The following is a 13,089-nucleotide window of genomic DNA, read 5'->3' as shown; positions in this document are numbered from 1 at the left end:
CAAAAGGAATTGCTTCATGACCCAGTCAGCAAGCCGACCAGGCACGAGGTCAATCAATAAATTGGCATTGACAATGTGCACGCTGTTGAGTTCTCAAGGACCAGACGCACTCCCCGCTCGACCCACGAAAGGTTCCGCCAGAGAGGCATTCGTCTTGTTCCACCGTCAGACACGTCGAATCACTTCGACTTCCTCGGGGGGATGTTGCCTGAGCGGGACCCCGTCCGGACTGCGCATCCAGGGCTTGCACCCTGTGACCGTCTCGGCCGTTCCGTTCTCCGCCTCAGCGGCAACGAGTGATTACTTTACACACGCCCCGGGGGCCCTGCCAACCGTCGTCCCTCCCGGGCGTGTCGCAGTTGGGTGAACGGCACGTGTCCCCCGGGTTTCCGGGGATCGACGGGGGTGGTCGCGACCCCGGGAACGACGGAAGGCACGGTGCGAACCCGCACCGTGCCTCCCGACTGAACGAACAGGACCGACCTACTCGGCCGCTGCCAACTGCCCGCACGCCCCGTCGATCTCCTTGCCGCGGGTGTCGCGCAGGGTCGTCGGGATGCCGGCGGCGTTGAGGCGGCGGACGAACTCGTCCTGCACGTGCACCTCGGACGAGGTCCACACGGAGCCCGGCGTCGGGTTGAGCGGGATCGGGTTGACGTGCACCCAGCCCTTGCCGCGCTTGTTGAGCTTCTCGGCGAGCAGGTCCGCTCGCCAGGCGTGGTCGTTCATGTCCTTGATGAGCGCGTACTCGATCGAGACACGACGGCCCGTCTTCACGTAGTAGTTGTGGGCGGCGTCGATCGCCTCGTCGGCCTTCCAGCGCGAGTTCACCGGGATGAGCTCGTCGCGGAGCTCGTCGTCGGGTGCGTGCAGGGACAGCGCGAACGTGAGCGGGATCCCTTCGTCCGCGAGCTTGATCATCGCCGGCACCAGTCCGACGGTCGACACCGTGATGCCGCGGGCACTCATGCCGAGACCGTTCGGCTGCGGTGCGACCATCAACCGCACGGCGTCCATCACCCGCTTGTAGTTCGCGAGCGGCTCCCCCATGCCCATGAACACGATGTTCGTCACGCGCTCGGCGTCGACGCGGTCGTTGCCGCCCTTGCGGGGATCACCCCCGAGCTCACCGGCGGCGATCGCGGCGTTGGCCCGGACGATCTGCTCGATGATCTCGGCAGTGGACATGTTGCGGGTCAGCCCCGCCTGACCGGTGGCGCAGAACGGGCAGTTCATCCCGCACCCGGCCTGGGACGAGACGCACAGGGTGATGCGGCCCGGGTAGCGCATGAGGACCGACTCGACCAGGGCGCCATCGTGCAGCTTCCAGAGGAACTTGATCGTGTCGCCGTTGTCCGTCGCCAGCCGCCGGGTCTCGGTGAGGAGCGGCGGCAGCATCCCGGCGACGAGCTGCTCCCGCTGGGCGGCGGGCAGGTCGGTCATCTTGGCCGGGTCGGACGTGTAGTGCTGGAAGTAGTGGGTCGCGAGCTGCTTGGCGCGGAACCCGGGCAGGCCGAGTTCCTTCACGCGGGCCTCGCGTTCCTCGGCCGTCAGGTCGGCCAGGTGCACGGGCGGCTTGCCACGCTTCGGGGACGCGAACTGCAGCAGCGGGCGACCGTCTGTGTCGGTGGCCTGCTTCCAGCCCTCGGTGCGCGGGCGCACCTGCGGACGAGCAGACTGCTGCTGTTCGAACGGGGTGCGGGTGTCGGAAGCCATCACTCCAGGATACGGGAGGCCCGTGATCGGTGGGGACGCCCCGTCCGGGTGGTCCTGCTGGTCACCACCAGGGCCGCACCACGGCTGGTCGGGTCAGCTGCCGGCGGGCAGGACGCGCGCGAAGTGGTGCGCCGCCGAGTACATCGGGACGATGTCGACGACCTCGCCCGGGTGCGGTGCCTGCAGGACGAGTCCCTGGCCGAGGTACAGGCCGACGTGGTCCTCGTCGTCGTACACGACGAGGTCGCCCGGCAGTGCCTCGGACTCGGGGATCGTGGTGGCGACGGCGTCCTGCGTCGGCACGTAGTGCACGAGCTGGATCCCCACCGCCTGGTACGCGACCATCGTGAGCCCGGAGCAGTCGATGCCCGCGTGGCTCGCGCCGCCCTCGACGTACGGGTCCCCCATGTACTGCAGGGCGGTCTGCACGATCGTGGCCCGGTCGCCGCCGGCCGAGAGTGCGGCGGACAACGCGGACTGTGCCTGCGCGGTCGTCACCCCGAAGCGGAGGTCGAGCGTCGGGTACGACACGATCGTCGTCGTCGTGGTCATGCCGTCGGTGGAGACAACCGGAACCTGGACGTCGTGCGCCACGGTGAAGGTCTGAGCGGCCTGCGCCGTGGTCGTGCCCGAGCGGGTGTCCGCGGGCAGGGTGTCGGCGTTCGCGGGCAGGGCGAGCGTCAGGCTCGAGGTCACCGCGATCGCGGGGGCGAGCAGGATCGCGGCACGCTTCGCGTTGGCGGAACGACGGATGTGCCGCGGGTCGACGGCGCGCTCGGCCCGCAGGGTGGCGGTCCGGCTCAGCACCGCACTGCCGGCCGACGAGGCGACGGGGGCGGGACGCGGCTGCATCCGCACGGTCCGGGCCGGCTTCGGGTGCTCGACGAAGGTGGAGCGGGCGGCCGCGGGACCGAGGGCCGAGCGGCGACCACGGGGACGGGACTGCTGCGTGTCCGGCGTCAGCGGCGCGGGGTCGACCGCGGGGTGCGTGTGCGTTCGCGCGGGCTGACGGTCGTCGGCTGCTGCAGGCAGGGTGTGGCGTCCCATGGGTCCTTCCGGGTCGGGACCACTCGGCGGTCCGGAAAGTAACGTATTGGTCACGACGGTGCTCGCAGCTGGGCAGCGCCGGAGTGTTCCTGCAGCTGGTCACAGGAACGAGCACCGCGCGCAGGCCACTCCGACGGCGCGCACGGGCGTTCCGGAGCCAGGCCGCGGCGGTGGACCCGGGCTCAGACCGGCGTGACCCGCATGGCGGCGGCGATCCGGGCCTCCCGGTCGGCCGCCAGGCGGTCGAGGCGAGCCGACAGCGCGACGACGGACGCGTCCACCGGGCTGTCCCCCGAGATGTCCCCCGGGATCGGGACACCGGCGCGCACCGCGAGTGGCAGGACGCCCGCCCAGACGGAGTGGTCCTCGCCGTCGGCCGGGTCCTCGCCGACACCGTGGGCTCGGACCTTGACGCTCGCGCGGTCGAGGGGCAGCTGGAGGACCTGGGTGGCGCGGACCTCCTTCGCGGTCATCTCGCGCACCTCGGCTCGGCGGCCCGGCATGAGGTGGTCGGCCACCTGCCAGAGGGCTTCGGCGCGGAGGTCGGCCGGCACCACGGTCGCGCGCCCGGCGATCATCGCGCTGCGGTAGTTCGCCGAGCTGTCGTTGGTGGAGCGTGCGAAGACGAGGCCGTCCAGGTGGGTGACGGTGGCGGCGACCGGGACGCCCTCGGCCCCGGCGTCGAGGAACAGACCGCCACCGGTCGAGCCGTGCAGCAGCAGGACGGGGCCGTCCCCGAGGTCCCCGACGGCGCAGAGGAACGGCAGGACGACGGGGTGGCCGCCGCGGACGATGCCGACGTGGGCGAGATGGGCCTCGACGAGGATCGCGTGCAGGACGGCGGGGTCGTCGGACTGGCGGTCGCGCAGGCGCCGGACGCGGAGCGAGGGGCCGTCGATGCTCGGTTCTGGTTCGGGGCTCGAGGTGGTCATGTCGTCACGCTAGGGTCACCAGTGGTCCGGTGCCTGGACCAGATCGGGGCGATCTCAGTGGACCAGTCGAGCAAGGTGTCCGAGGTGGTGGCACGGGTGCGCAGGATGGTGCACGACGGCACCCTGCGCGAGGGCGATGCGCTGCCCTCGACGCGGGCGCTGGCGGCGGAGCTCGGGGTGGCCCGGGGCACCGTCGTCGCGGCGTACGAGCAGCTCGACGGCGAGGGGTACCTGCGGACGCGGCACGGTGCCCTCGCTCGGGTCGCGGCGAGTGTGACGGTGGACGCGGGCATGACGCCGGCTTCGGTCGGCGCCCGCTCCCCCGATCCGGACGCTCCGGCCCTGACGTCCTCGCTCATCGACTGCCGTCCCGGCATCCCCGCCGTCACCGCCATCCCGCAGCGGGACTGGCGAGCAGCCTGGCACGCAGCGGCGTCGGCCCCGCTCCGGAACGCGATCGCGGACCCGCTCGGCTCCCCCGACCTGCGCGCACAGGTCGTCGCCCAGCTCGGCCTGACCCGCGGGTTCACGGCGTCGGTCGACCGGGTGCTCGTGACCGCGGGGACCTCGGAGGCAATGTCACTCGTCACCGAGGCGATGCGGGGGCTGCTGGGTCGCGCTCCCGTCGTCGCCGTCGAGGACCCCGGCTACCGCACCGGACACCGTGCGGTCACGAGCGCGGGCGGGTCCCTGGTGGGCGTCCCGGTCGGCGAGGACGGCCTCGACCTCGACGCGCTCGAGGCCGCCGGACCGGTCGACGCCGTCCTGGTCAGCCCGACCCACCAGTACCCGCTCGGGTCGGTGATGCCCGTCGCCCGACGCCGGCGGCTCCTCACCTGGGCAGCCGCCACCGGCACCGTGGTGGTGGAGGACGACTACGACTCCGAGTTCCGGCACCGCGGCGCGCCCGTGCCCGCGCTGGCCGCACTCGACGCCGAGGGTGTGGTGCTGCACGTCGGCGGCTTCTCGAAGACGCTCGACCCCCGGCTGCGGTGTGCGTACGTCGTGCTGCCGACGGTCGCAGCGACGGGCTCCCCGGTGACGGAGGCGGTGCTCGCCGCGCGTCGGGCTCGTGGCGCGGTCGTCGCCGAACCGGTGCAGGCCGCGCTCGTGCACCTGCTGCGGACGGGTGCGCTGCGGCGACACCTGGGTCGGGTGCGACGCGACTACACGCACCGCCGGGCCCGGATCGCGACTCGGCTCGGCTACGTCGCCGGCCTGGAGGCCCGTGCCCTGAACGGCGGACTGCACGCGGTGGTCACGTGGTCGGGTCCGACCACCGGGGCGGAGATCGCGCGTCGGCTGGCGGACGCCGGGGTGGTCGTGGCGTCGCTCGAGGAGTACGGGCTCGCACCCGGCAGCACGCTGCCGGGCATCGTCTTCGGCTACGGCGCCGTGACGATGCCAGAGCTCGACCGCGCGCTCGACGCCCTGGTGACGGCGGTCACGGGGCCTGATCCGGGTCGTCAGCCGCCGTACTGGGCGGTGCCCACGACGTTCGACCCGGCCCGCTGACACGCGGTGTTCAGGGTGCGGCCGACGAGTTCCCACTCGGGAGTCATCTCGAGCGCCGGCCCGGACTTCGGTGCGGGGTGCGCGTCGAGGTACTCGTGCGCGTAGTCGATCGCGTCGTCGAGCTCCTCGTCGCTGCTCGACAGGTGCTCGTAGCCGAAGCGTTCCGCCGCGATCAGTGCCTGGTACTGCGCCTCGGAGAGGTCGCCCTGGCTGCGGCCGACCGTCGCGTTCAGCGAGATCGTCGTCAGCGCACTGATCTGGCCGCAGATCGCCGCAGCAGTCCGGTCCTCTTCCATCGGGTCCGTCGCACCGCGCACGGGCTGGGCGTCCGAGGTCTCCGAGGTCGGCTTCGGGGTCGACGTCGACCGCGCCGCTGCGTCAGCGCCGGCCGAGCAACCGGCGAGCGAGCCGGACACGAGGACCGCGCTCACGACGACGAGGGGCAGTGCGGACCGGAAGGAGACCATGGACGACATCGTGGCAGCGCCGTGGTGCCGTTCGCTTCGTCGTGTCCCGATCGAGACCTCGCCGAGACCGGATCGTGAGCTTGCGTCAGCGGGAGTCGGCGGTGCCGTTCTTCCGGGCGTTCACGAGGTCGGCGAGCGAGGGTTCTCCGGCGTCACCGGGCAGCGCGTGTCCGCGGCGGGCGGCCTTGCGGACCTGTCGGTAGGTGGTGACGTGCAGGGGGTCCACACCGTCGGCGGACTCGTAGTTCGACGGGGCGGTGGTGGTGGGTGATTCGGTCATCGCGACGGACGGTACGCGTGCCGGGAGCCGCGGAACCACGTGCTGCGTTCCGCGGCCAAACGGGTTCCGAACGGGTGGATAAACCCTGGTGCGATGCCGGATTGTTCGCATAGAATGCGAACATGTTGATCACCGTCGACCCGCAGGCGCGAGCGACCCTGGCAGAGCAGGTCGCCACCCAGATCCGCCATGCGATCGCCCGGGGCGAGCTCCGGAACGGCGAGCGGCTGCCCGCTGCGCGGGACCTCGCCGCCTCGGTCGACGTCAACATGCACACCGTCCTGCGCGCCTACGCGCAGCTGCAGGACGACGGACTGATCGAGTTGCGGCGCGGCCGCGGCGCGACGGTCCTGCGATCGGGCAACGCCTCGTTCGACCGGTTGCGCACGCTCGTCGACGAGCTGCGTGACCAGGCGGACACCCTGGGCGTCTCGCTCGACGACCTGTTCACGATGATCAAGGGGGCACGATGACGACTCGACCGATGACCACGGGCACACGGCTGGCCGTGACGACACCAGGGCTCCTGGTCGCGGTGGGACTGGTGCTCACCGCGGTCCTGGCGGCACCCACCATGCCCGCACGGATCGCGATCCACTTCCGGACGGACGGCACCGCGGACGGTTGGGGGTCACCGTGGACGGCCTTCTGGGTCACCCTGGCGGTGGCACTGGTGGCCGTCGTACTCGCGTTCTCCGCGCTGCACTGGCGCGACAGGCGGACGGCAGCCACGGTGCTGCTCGTCACGAACCTGCTGGCCGGGACCCTCGGCTCGGCCTGGGTCGTGCTCGCGTGGACGAACACGGCCGGCGACGGCACCTTGTCCCCCTGGTGGACGGTTCCGTTCCTGCTCGTCGCCGTGGTGGTCGCCGCCGTCCCTGTGCTCGCACTGTTCCGGGTCGCTGCACCCGTGCCGGCCCACGAGGTCGCTCCTCTGACGGTCGGACCCGACACCCGCGTCGCCTGGCGCGCACGCGTCGGCAGCCGGTGGTTCGCGGTGCTCGGGGCGCTCGTCGTGCTGCTCGGCGTCGGCACCGCCGTCTGGACAGCATCGGCCGGGCTGACGACGGCGGTCGTCTCCGGACTGGCGATGGTGCTCGCGGGACTCGCTGTGCTGGTGCTGGCGCGGGTGGAGCTCACCGTCGACCGTCGCGGCATGCGGCTCACGTCCACCTGGACGAGGATCCCCCTCATGCGCGTCCCGCTGGAGCGCATCGAGTCGTGCGGGTGGGAGCAGGTGTCCCCGGGCCAGTGGGGCGGCTGGGGGTACCGGATCTCGGGCCGCGGCGTCGCCTACGTCGTGCGGTCCGGGCCGGGGCTGGTCGCGCGGCTCCGCGGCGGGCAGGCGCGGATGGTGACCGTGCCCGACGCTGCGGGCGGTGCCGCGGCCCTGGGCGCGCTGCTCGCCGGGCGCGAGACGGCCTGACGGGGCCGCACCGGGCCTCCAGGGCGGTGTGGCGGGCGGGACCTGTCCGCGGAAGCGACAGACCTCGTCATCGCTGCGGCGACGGTCCCGTCAGGGCGACAGTGTGCCGCGAACGTTCGGTGGAACACTGTCGCTTTCGCAGGACGGGCGGGCCGTGCGCCGGGTCAGAGGCTCGTCATGCCACCGTCGACGCGGAACTCCGCCCCGGTGGCGTAGGACGACTCCTGGCTGGCCAGGTAGACCATGATGCCGGTGACGTCGTCGGGGGTGCCCGGGCGACCGAGCGGGGTGCGGGCGACGATCGCCGCACGGGCCTCGGGGTCGCCGGAGATCGCCGACACGAGGCCGGTCTCGGTGTAGCCCGGCACGACCGTGTTCACCCGGATGCCGTCCCGCGCGTAGGCCATCGCGGTCGCCCGGACGAGTGCGTGGATGCCGCCCTTGGTCGAGGAGTACGCCGCGAAGTCGGCGCCCTCGCCGTTCAGGCCGGTGGGCGACCCGGTGGCGATGACCGACCCGCCGGTGCCGCTCGCGAGCATCGCCCGGACGGCGTGCTTGATCGTCAGGAACGTGCCGGTGAGGTTGACCGCGACCGTGCGGTCCCAGGTCTCGAGCGACAGGTCGGCGACCTTCGCGTCGTGGCCGAACAGCTGCACACCGGCGTTCGCGACCACCACGTCGGGGCGCGCACCACGCTCGGCCAGGTCGGCGAACCCCGCGGCCACGCTCGCCTCGTCGGCGATGTCCATCGTCAGGCCGATTGCGGCCGGGCCGGCTGCGGCGGCGGCACCGGCGGCCGCGTCGGCGTCGCGGTCGGCGTAGACGACGGTGGCCCCCTCGGCCACGAAGCGGTCGGCGATCGCGCGGCCGATGCCGGACCCCGCTCCCGTGACGAGTGCGGTCCGGCCGTCGAGTCGTGCGGTCATGTGGGACTCCGTCCTCGGAGCAGCGCTGCTCCGTCACCCCCATCATTGCCCAACCGGTTGACCGGTGCTAGGCATGCACCATGACTGCGACGTCGAACGACGAGATCGTGTCCGTCGGGCCCTGGCGTCTGGCACTGCGCGGAGCCGAACTCGCCGATGTCACGTTCCGGGGCGCGCTCGTCCTGCGCGCCGTCCGGTTCGTCGTCCGCGACCACGACTGGCGCACCGCCGACGACACGGTCTCGACACGGACGGTGGACGGCGACGAGGGCCGAATCCGCCTCGAGACCAGCGCACGGTACGACGGCGTCGAGGTCGTGCGCACCGTCCTCGAGGTCACGCTCGACGCCGACACCCTGCGGGTCGCCGCGGTCGGGACGGTCGCGCGGGCCTTCCGCCGCAACCGCGTCGGGCTCGTCGTCCTGCACCCGCCGACCCTGGCCGGGCAGCCGCTCACGGTGCGGCATCCGTCCGGTGCCACCACCGCGACGGCGTTCCCGTTCTGGATCGCGCCGCACCAGCCGGCCGTCGACGTCGCCGGGCTCGACTGGTCGGTGGGCGCGACCGCGCTGTCGCTCGACCTGACCGGCAACGTGTTCGAGACCGAGGACCAGCGGAACTGGACCGACGCCTCGTTCAAGACGTACTCGACGCCACTCGCCGAGCCGTTCCCGGTCGCGATCACGCCGGGGACGACGGTCCGGCAGGGGCTCACCCTGCGCGCGACGGCGGTCAGTCCGGCAGGTGCCCCGGGCGCCCGGTCGGGAGGCGCAGCCTCCCCCGCCCCGGACCTCGCGGCGCTCGACGGGCCGGGTCCCGGTGCCGTGGTCACGCCGTCGCCGACGCTCCAGCTGCTCGCGGGTTCGGCACCGGTCGCTGCGCGCCCGGACGACGCCGACCTGCTCCGCGGATTCCCGATCCTGGTCGAACCGGTCCTCGGGGCACCGAACGTCGAGGCGGTGCTCGCCTCGGCCCGGCGGGACGCGGGTGGCGCTCCCCTGGACGTCCGGTTCGTCACCGACGAACCGGTGCTGCTGCGCGCGGCGATCGACGCGGTGCTCGCGGGCGGGCCGGTGGCTCGCGTCGGGGCGTTCGACCCGGTGTCCCACGTGACGACGCCGGCGCTGCAGCGGGCACTGCGCGAAGCGGTGGCAGCGGTCGGCGCGCTGGAGGTCGTCGCCGGTACCCGGGCCCACTTCACCGAGCTGAACCGGTCGATCGCGGTGTTCTCGGGTTGGGACGGCCCCCTGACCTGCAGCGTGACGCCGCAGATGCACGACCGGTCGCCCGAACAGGTGACCGAATCGATCCGGATGCAGCGCTGGGTGGTGAGCAGCGCCTCCAGGCTGGCCGCCGGCAGGGCGCTGCACGTCGGACCGGTGACGCTGCGGCCACGGTTCAACGCGGTGGCGACGGCGCCGACCCGGGTCGAGACGGACGCGACCGTCGAGCACGGGTACGGGCCGGAGACCGTTCCGGACGCGACGGACCCGGCGCAGCACACGCCGGCCGCCGCGCGGTGGTTCGTCGACGCGGTGCGGGCGCTGACGGTGCCGGGCGTGGCCTCGATCACGCTGGCGGAGGCGTGGGGGCCGCGCGGGTTCATGGCCGCCGACGGCACGGGGAACGCCCCGCCGGAAGGGGGTCGGCGGGGCGTTCCGGTCCGGGCGCGCTGACGGGTCGGCGCGGTGGTCGGTGGCGGTCCGGCTCAGCGCCGGACTGCGTCGATCTTGAGCATCTTCGCGATGACCGAGTCGAGCTCGCTGTCGTCGAAGACCTGCTTCCAGTCCTCCTTGATGAGCTTCTCGCGGCCGTAGCCCATCGCGATGTGGCATGCGTCGGAGAACGGGTTCGAGCCGCGCAGGCCGTTGGTCAGCGCGATCCAGGTGTGGCCGTAGAGCATGGCGCGGGCGGCCTCGCGGGGCACGCCGACACCGGTGACGGTCTCCTCGAGGGCGTCGTTGAGGAAGTCGCCGATCATGCAGGCGATGGTCTCGACGAGGGTCGGCTCGAGCACGGCGAGCTGCTTCACCGTGACCCAGTGCACCTGGATGACCGGGGCGTACATGGTGGTGATGACGGCCTCGGCGACGGCCTTGGCGCGGTCGCCCTCGTCGCCGAGCGACTCCGAGGCGTCGAAGGCCGCGATGACCTCCTGCGGGGCGGCGATGCCACCGAAGGTGTCGTCCCACTCGGCCTTGGTGGTGCGCTCGAGGAACACCGACGGGTGGCACGGGTGTGCCACGGCGTAGTGGATGTCCTCGCGCTTGGCGAGGAGACCGGCGTAGGCGGCGGCCGGGTCGAGCGTCAGGATCGACGCGCCGGGCTTCATGACGGGGACGAGCTGCTCCGAGATGGTGCCGAGCAGGACGTCCGGGACGGCGAGGATGACGACGTCGGCGGCCTTCGCGGCGTCGAGGCTGTCGGTGATCTCGCGGCCGAGGGCCTGGATGCGCTCCTGGCCGGCGGGCGACGCCTCGCTGTAGAGGGTGGTGTACTCGCTCTTCGCGAAGTTGTTCGAGACGCGGGTGCCCATCTTGCCGCCGGCACCGATCACGGCGACGGTGACGTCGGCCGTGCCGGATCCGGCAGCGACGGTGTGGGTGGTGGTGACGGTGTCGGTCATGATTCCTTGCTCCTGATGTACTCGATGGTGTGTTCGGTCCACGCCGCTTCGATGCGGGTGGTGGTCTGTGCGGGGGTCTCCCCCGGCAGGGGTTCGGCGCCGGCGTGCTCGTCCTGCCACGGCAGCCAGAACTCGATGACGCGGTTGATCCCCCGGGTGTCCGGCTCGAGCGCGGCGTGGACGGCGTCGTGGTCGAGGACCCCGGTGCCGATCGGCACGCCCGTGTACTGGAAGCCGACCCATCCCGGTGAGCGGGTGAAGGCGGAGTCCTTGACGTGCCAGTTGACGACGTGCGGGGCGGTCATCGCGACGACGTCGGCCGGGTGTTCGAGTCGGGCGACGGTGTTCGCCGGGTCGAGGCAGATGCCGAGGTGGTCGGAGCCGATCGCCTCGACGACCGCGACGAGGTCGGCGGTGGCGACGACCTCGTAGGTCTCCAGCGCGAGGGTCACGCCCGCGCGCTCGTAGGCGGGGAGCGCCTGCCGCAGGCGTCGTTCGGTCTCGGCCGCGTCGGGCTGGTCGTCGCCGCTCGTCCACATGCTCCGCACGAGCGTCGCACCGAGCTGCTGCGCGACGTGCAGGTACCGGGCGAGGTGCTCCGGCCGGGTGCCGCGGGTGCCGACCTCGAGCGCGAGACCGAGGTCGGCGGCCAGGGACCGGATCGCGGCCAGGCGCTCGTCGGTCGCGGTGTCGAGCGGCAGGTGGTCGCAGATCTGGAACAGGTCGACGCCGTCGTGCGAGGCGGCGGCGCGCAGGGCGTCGTCGAGGGACATCGGCGACGGGATGCGGTCGGACATGCGCCAGAAGTAGGCGTAGGTGGAGAGGCCGAGCAGGGACGTCATGCCGGTGCTCCGTCCTGCGTCGCGGCCAGCGCCTCGGCTTCGTCGAGGATCGTGCGGATCGCCTCGGGGTCGTGGGCGAAGCGGCCGAGGAACAGGCCGCCGATGCGTCCGGCACCGCGGGCCAGCAGGCCCGGACCGGCACTGCCGCCGTAGATCGCGACGGAGCCGGCGAGCTCCGGCCGGGTCGCCAGGTGCTGCTCGATGCCGGCCAGGACCGCGACGATGTGCTCGTCGGGTGCGGGCTGCGGGGCACCGATCGCCCACACCGGCTCGTACGCGGCGATGAGCGGTCCGGCCAGCCCGTCGGCGGTCGCGGTGGCGGTGAAGCGGTCGAGCTGCGCGGTGACCTCGGCGATCGCTGCCGCGGGGTCGCCGTCGGCGGCGCGCTCGGTCTCGCCGATGCAGATCAGGGGCCGCAGGTGGTTGCGGTACGCCGCGTGTACCTTGCCGGCGATCTCGTCGTCCGTCTCGTGGAACAGTTCGCGTCGCTCGGCGTGTGCGATCTCGACGAGGTCGACCCCGATCTCACGGAGTTCGGCGCCGGAGACCTCGCCGGTGAAGGCGCCGCTGTCCGCCCACGCCAGGTCCTGCGCGCCGAGCGTCACGGGGGCGTCCCCGATCACCGCACGGACCGGGACGAGCGACGGGAACGTCGGCACCACGAAGAGCTCGACCGCGCCGGACCGCACCGCCGGGTGGCTCCGGGCGATGTCGGCCACGGCGGCCGCCCACTCGAGCGTCCGGGCGTGGCTGAAGTACATCTTGAGCGACACCCCGATCGTCACCGGGGCGGCTGCCGTGGTCGCGGGCATCAGGCGTCGGTCCCGACCGGGGCGGAGCCGTCGTAGGCGCAGATCGCGTTGACCTTCTCGGCGCTCGCGCTCGTCTGGTCGAAGGTGTAGCCGAGCCACTCCTTCGCCATCCGGCGCGCGACCTCGACCCCGACGACGCGCTGCCCCATGCAGAGGACCTGGGCGTCGTTCGACAGGATCGAGCGCTCGACCGAGAACGAGTCGTGCGCGGTCACGGCGCGGATGCCCGGGACCTTGTTCGCCGCGATCGCGACGCCGAGGCCGGTGCCGCAGATCAGGATCGCGCGGTCGGCCTCGCCGTTCGCCACCAGACGGGCGGCGTCGACGGCGACGTGCGGGTAGGCGGTGTGGCCGTCGGCGTCCACGCCCACGTCGACGACGGAGGCCACGCGGGGGTCCTTCGCGAGGTCGGCCTTGATGACCTCCTTGTAGTCGAAGCCGGCGTCGTCCGAACCGACGACGATGCGGAACTGCTGCTCACTCATGCGGGTGTGCCTTTC

Annotated in this window: 14 protein-coding genes; 4 read left to right on the top strand and 10 right to left on the bottom strand. The window is 72.5% G+C overall.

Features of this window, described 5'->3' with window-relative positions; genetic code table 11:
* Positions 1-483: 483 nt before the first annotated feature.
* The 3 genes from rlmN to DEJ06_RS17295 form a co-directional block, all read right to left on the bottom strand.
* Positions 484-1,716, bottom strand: a complete 1,233-nt coding sequence (rlmN, locus tag DEJ06_RS17305) for a 23S rRNA (adenine(2503)-C(2))-methyltransferase RlmN (RefSeq protein ID WP_017885785.1) — start codon at positions 1,714-1,716, stop codon at positions 484-486.
* Positions 1,717-1,809: 93 nt separating this feature from the next.
* Positions 1,810-2,763 carry a C40 family peptidase gene (locus DEJ06_RS17300; RefSeq protein ID WP_084741318.1) on the bottom strand — a complete coding sequence of 318 codons (954 nt, stop codon included), beginning with the start codon at positions 2,761-2,763 and terminating at the stop codon, positions 1,810-1,812.
* Positions 2,764-2,945: 182 nt separating this feature from the next.
* A complete protein-coding gene (locus tag DEJ06_RS17295) occupies positions 2,946-3,695 on the bottom strand; it encodes a pyridoxamine 5'-phosphate oxidase family protein (protein ID WP_111040142.1) in 750 nt (249 codons plus the stop codon).
* 21 nt (positions 3,696-3,716) lie between these two features.
* On the opposite strand from DEJ06_RS17295, the gene DEJ06_RS17290 reads away from it, so the two are divergent.
* On the top strand, positions 3,717-5,210 hold the full coding sequence (locus DEJ06_RS17290) for a PLP-dependent aminotransferase family protein (protein ID WP_111040141.1): 1,494 nt from the start codon (positions 3,717-3,719) through the stop codon (positions 5,208-5,210).
* Here DEJ06_RS17290 and DEJ06_RS17285 read toward each other — a convergent pair.
* Complete coding sequence (locus DEJ06_RS17285; RefSeq protein WP_111040140.1) at positions 5,162-5,677, bottom strand: hypothetical protein; 516 nt, start codon at positions 5,675-5,677, stop codon at positions 5,162-5,164. The genes DEJ06_RS17290 and DEJ06_RS17285 overlap by 49 nt on opposite strands.
* Positions 5,678-5,762: 85 nt before the next feature.
* Complete coding sequence (locus DEJ06_RS17280; protein WP_071406076.1) at positions 5,763-5,957, bottom strand: hypothetical protein; 195 nt, start codon at positions 5,955-5,957, stop codon at positions 5,763-5,765.
* Between the two features lie 122 nt (positions 5,958-6,079).
* Between DEJ06_RS17280 and DEJ06_RS17275 the strand changes: the two genes are divergently transcribed.
* Together DEJ06_RS17275 and DEJ06_RS17270 are read left to right on the top strand one after the other, a co-directional pair.
* Positions 6,080-6,430, top strand: coding sequence for a GntR family transcriptional regulator (locus tag DEJ06_RS17275; protein WP_111040139.1), 351 nt, complete (start codon positions 6,080-6,082; stop codon positions 6,428-6,430).
* Complete coding sequence (locus tag DEJ06_RS17270; RefSeq protein WP_258372538.1) at positions 6,427-7,383, top strand: DUF1648 domain-containing protein; 957 nt, start codon at positions 6,427-6,429, stop codon at positions 7,381-7,383. The genes DEJ06_RS17275 and DEJ06_RS17270 overlap by 4 nt, the downstream gene beginning before the upstream one ends.
* Before the next feature lie 164 nt (positions 7,384-7,547).
* Here the strand turns inward: DEJ06_RS17270 and DEJ06_RS17265 are convergent, their stop codons facing one another.
* A complete protein-coding gene (locus DEJ06_RS17265) occupies positions 7,548-8,309 on the bottom strand; it encodes an SDR family NAD(P)-dependent oxidoreductase (RefSeq protein ID WP_111040137.1) in 762 nt (253 codons plus the stop codon).
* An 80-nt stretch (positions 8,310-8,389) separates the two neighbouring features.
* Here DEJ06_RS17265 and DEJ06_RS17260 point away from each other — a divergent pair, with 80 nt between their 5' ends.
* On the top strand, positions 8,390-9,985 hold the full coding sequence (locus tag DEJ06_RS17260; protein WP_111040136.1) for a hypothetical protein: 1,596 nt from the start codon (positions 8,390-8,392) through the stop codon (positions 9,983-9,985).
* 32 nt (positions 9,986-10,017) lie between these two features.
* Here the strand turns inward: DEJ06_RS17260 and DEJ06_RS17255 are convergent, their stop codons facing one another.
* Genes DEJ06_RS17255 through DEJ06_RS17240 form a run of 4 tightly spaced genes read right to left on the bottom strand, consistent with a single transcriptional unit; the run spans position 10,018 to position 13,074 of the window.
* Positions 10,018-10,935, bottom strand: a complete 918-nt coding sequence (locus DEJ06_RS17255) for a phosphogluconate dehydrogenase C-terminal domain-containing protein (protein WP_071406073.1) — start codon at positions 10,933-10,935, stop codon at positions 10,018-10,020.
* Positions 10,932-11,777, bottom strand: a complete 846-nt coding sequence (locus tag DEJ06_RS17250; RefSeq protein WP_111040135.1) for a sugar phosphate isomerase/epimerase — start codon at positions 11,775-11,777, stop codon at positions 10,932-10,934. The genes DEJ06_RS17255 and DEJ06_RS17250 overlap by 4 nt, the downstream gene beginning before the upstream one ends.
* Positions 11,774-12,589: a triose-phosphate isomerase family protein gene (locus DEJ06_RS17245; protein ID WP_111040134.1), complete on the bottom strand. Its 816-nt coding sequence runs from the start codon at positions 12,587-12,589 to the stop codon at positions 11,774-11,776. Before DEJ06_RS17245 ends, DEJ06_RS17250 begins: the two co-directional genes overlap by 4 nt.
* A complete protein-coding gene (locus DEJ06_RS17240; protein WP_071406070.1) occupies positions 12,589-13,074 on the bottom strand; it encodes a ribose-5-phosphate isomerase in 486 nt (161 codons plus the stop codon). Before DEJ06_RS17240 ends, DEJ06_RS17245 begins: the two co-directional genes overlap by 1 nt.
* Positions 13,075-13,089 lie beyond the last annotated feature (15 nt).

It is taken from the genome of Curtobacterium sp. MCLR17_051, assembly GCF_003234395.1.
Classification (GTDB): Bacteria; Actinomycetota; Actinomycetes; order Actinomycetales; family Microbacteriaceae; genus Curtobacterium; species Curtobacterium flaccumfaciens.
The sequence above is the reverse complement of the archived record's forward strand: the minus strand, read 5'-3'. Positions and strand labels throughout refer to the sequence as shown.

Excerpts from the sequence above, each read along its gene's own strand:
- rlmN (WP_017885785.1), bottom strand. The coding sequence starts at position 1,716 with ATGGCTTCCGACACCCGCACCCCGTTCGAACAGCAGCAGTCTGCTCGT.
- DEJ06_RS17280 (WP_071406076.1), bottom strand. The coding sequence starts at position 5,957 with ATGACCGAATCACCCACCACCACCGCCCCGTCGAACTACGAGTCCGCC.
- DEJ06_RS17295 (WP_111040142.1), bottom strand. The coding sequence starts at position 3,695 with ATGACCACCTCGAGCCCCGAACCAGAACCGAGCATCGACGGCCCCTCG.
- DEJ06_RS17275 (WP_111040139.1), top strand. The coding sequence starts at position 6,080 with ATGTTGATCACCGTCGACCCGCAGGCGCGAGCGACCCTGGCAGAGCAG.
- DEJ06_RS17270 (WP_258372538.1), top strand. The coding sequence starts at position 6,427 with ATGACGACTCGACCGATGACCACGGGCACACGGCTGGCCGTGACGACA.
- DEJ06_RS17300 (WP_084741318.1), bottom strand. The coding sequence starts at position 2,763 with ATGGGACGCCACACCCTGCCTGCAGCAGCCGACGACCGTCAGCCCGCG.
- DEJ06_RS17245 (WP_111040134.1), bottom strand. The coding sequence starts at position 12,589 with ATGCCCGCGACCACGGCAGCCGCCCCGGTGACGATCGGGGTGTCGCTC.
- DEJ06_RS17285 (WP_111040140.1), bottom strand. The coding sequence starts at position 5,677 with ATGGTCTCCTTCCGGTCCGCACTGCCCCTCGTCGTCGTGAGCGCGGTC.
- DEJ06_RS17255 (WP_071406073.1), bottom strand. The coding sequence starts at position 10,935 with ATGACCGACACCGTCACCACCACCCACACCGTCGCTGCCGGATCCGGC.
- DEJ06_RS17250 (WP_111040135.1), bottom strand. The coding sequence starts at position 11,777 with ATGACGTCCCTGCTCGGCCTCTCCACCTACGCCTACTTCTGGCGCATG.
- DEJ06_RS17240 (WP_071406070.1), bottom strand. The coding sequence starts at position 13,074 with ATGAGTGAGCAGCAGTTCCGCATCGTCGTCGGTTCGGACGACGCCGGC.
- DEJ06_RS17265 (WP_111040137.1), bottom strand. The coding sequence starts at position 8,309 with ATGACCGCACGACTCGACGGCCGGACCGCACTCGTCACGGGAGCGGGG.
- DEJ06_RS17260 (WP_111040136.1), top strand. The coding sequence starts at position 8,390 with ATGACTGCGACGTCGAACGACGAGATCGTGTCCGTCGGGCCCTGGCGT.